The organism is Methylophaga sp. UBA1464 (assembly GCF_002325665.1).
GTDB lineage: Bacteria > Pseudomonadota > Gammaproteobacteria > Nitrosococcales > Methylophagaceae > Methylophaga.
In genome coordinates this window covers 46,298-47,402 of the sequence record NZ_DCSO01000071.1, presented here as the reverse complement: position 1 = coordinate 47,402, position 1,105 = coordinate 46,298, and the positions used below count along the sequence as shown (strand labels likewise).

Annotated in this window: 1 protein-coding gene; it reads left to right on the top strand. The window is 46.3% G+C overall.

What is annotated here, in order from left to right; all coding sequences use genetic code 11:
• A partial coding sequence (gene metG / locus B3O33_RS08620) for a methionine--tRNA ligase (protein ID WP_292363416.1) occupies positions 1–1,105 on the top strand: 1,105 nt, incomplete at both ends.

Below are 1,105 nucleotides of genomic sequence, written 5' to 3'. Positions count from 1 at the left end.
GGATGCGCATGGCACCCCCATCATGTTGCGCGCACAAAATGAGGGCATCACCCCGGAACAGTTAATTGCTGACGTCAGTAAAGAACATCAGGCCGATTTTGCCGATTTTGCGATTGGTTTTGATAACTATCACAGTACCCACAGCGAAGAGAATCGCCAACTGGCCAGCCAGATTTATCTGGCGAATCGTGATGCCGGACATATTGAAAGCCGTACCATCAGTCAGGCTTATGATCCGGAAAAAGAAATGTTCCTGCCGGATCGGTTTATTCGTGGTGAATGCCCAAAATGTGGTGCCGCCGATCAGTATGGTGATAACTGTGAAGTCTGTGGCGCGACCTATGACCCGACTGAATTAAAAAATCCGGTTTCTGCCGTTTCCGGTGCCACCCCGATCACCAAAGAGTCTGAACATTATTTTTTCAAACTGGGTAATTTCGAACCATTATTACGTGAATGGACTCAAGGCGATCATCTGCAGGCCGAAGTTGGCCGCAAACTTGGTGAATGGTTTGACAGTGGTTTGCAGGACTGGGATATCTCACGTGATGCACCCTACTTCGGTTTTGAAATACCCGATGCGCCAAACAAGTTTTTCTATGTGTGGATGGATGCACCGATTGGCTATTTAGCCAGCTTCAAAAATTACTGCGACCGTAGCGGTGTGGATTTTAATGAATTTATGCGTGCCGACAGTCCGACTGAAATGGTGCACTTTATCGGTAAGGATATTATTTATTTCCATGCCTTGTTCTGGCCAGCCATGCTGAAAGGTGCCGGTTTCAGATTACCGAATCGTGTGTATGCCCATGGTTTTCTGACGGTTGACGGCAAAAAGATGTCCAAGTCACGTGGCACCTTTATCAAAGCCCGCACCTATCTGAATCATCTGAACCCGGAATATCTGCGTTATTACTTTGCTGCCAAGCTCAATAACACCATTGAAGACATCGATCTGAGTCTGGAAGATTTCCAGAGCCGGATTAATTCGGATTTAGTCGGTAAGGTCGTGAATATTGCCAGTCGCTGTGCCGGCTTTATCAATAAACGCTTTGATGGAAAATTAAGTGATGCACTGACTGATGAAGCCTTATTTAAGACTTTC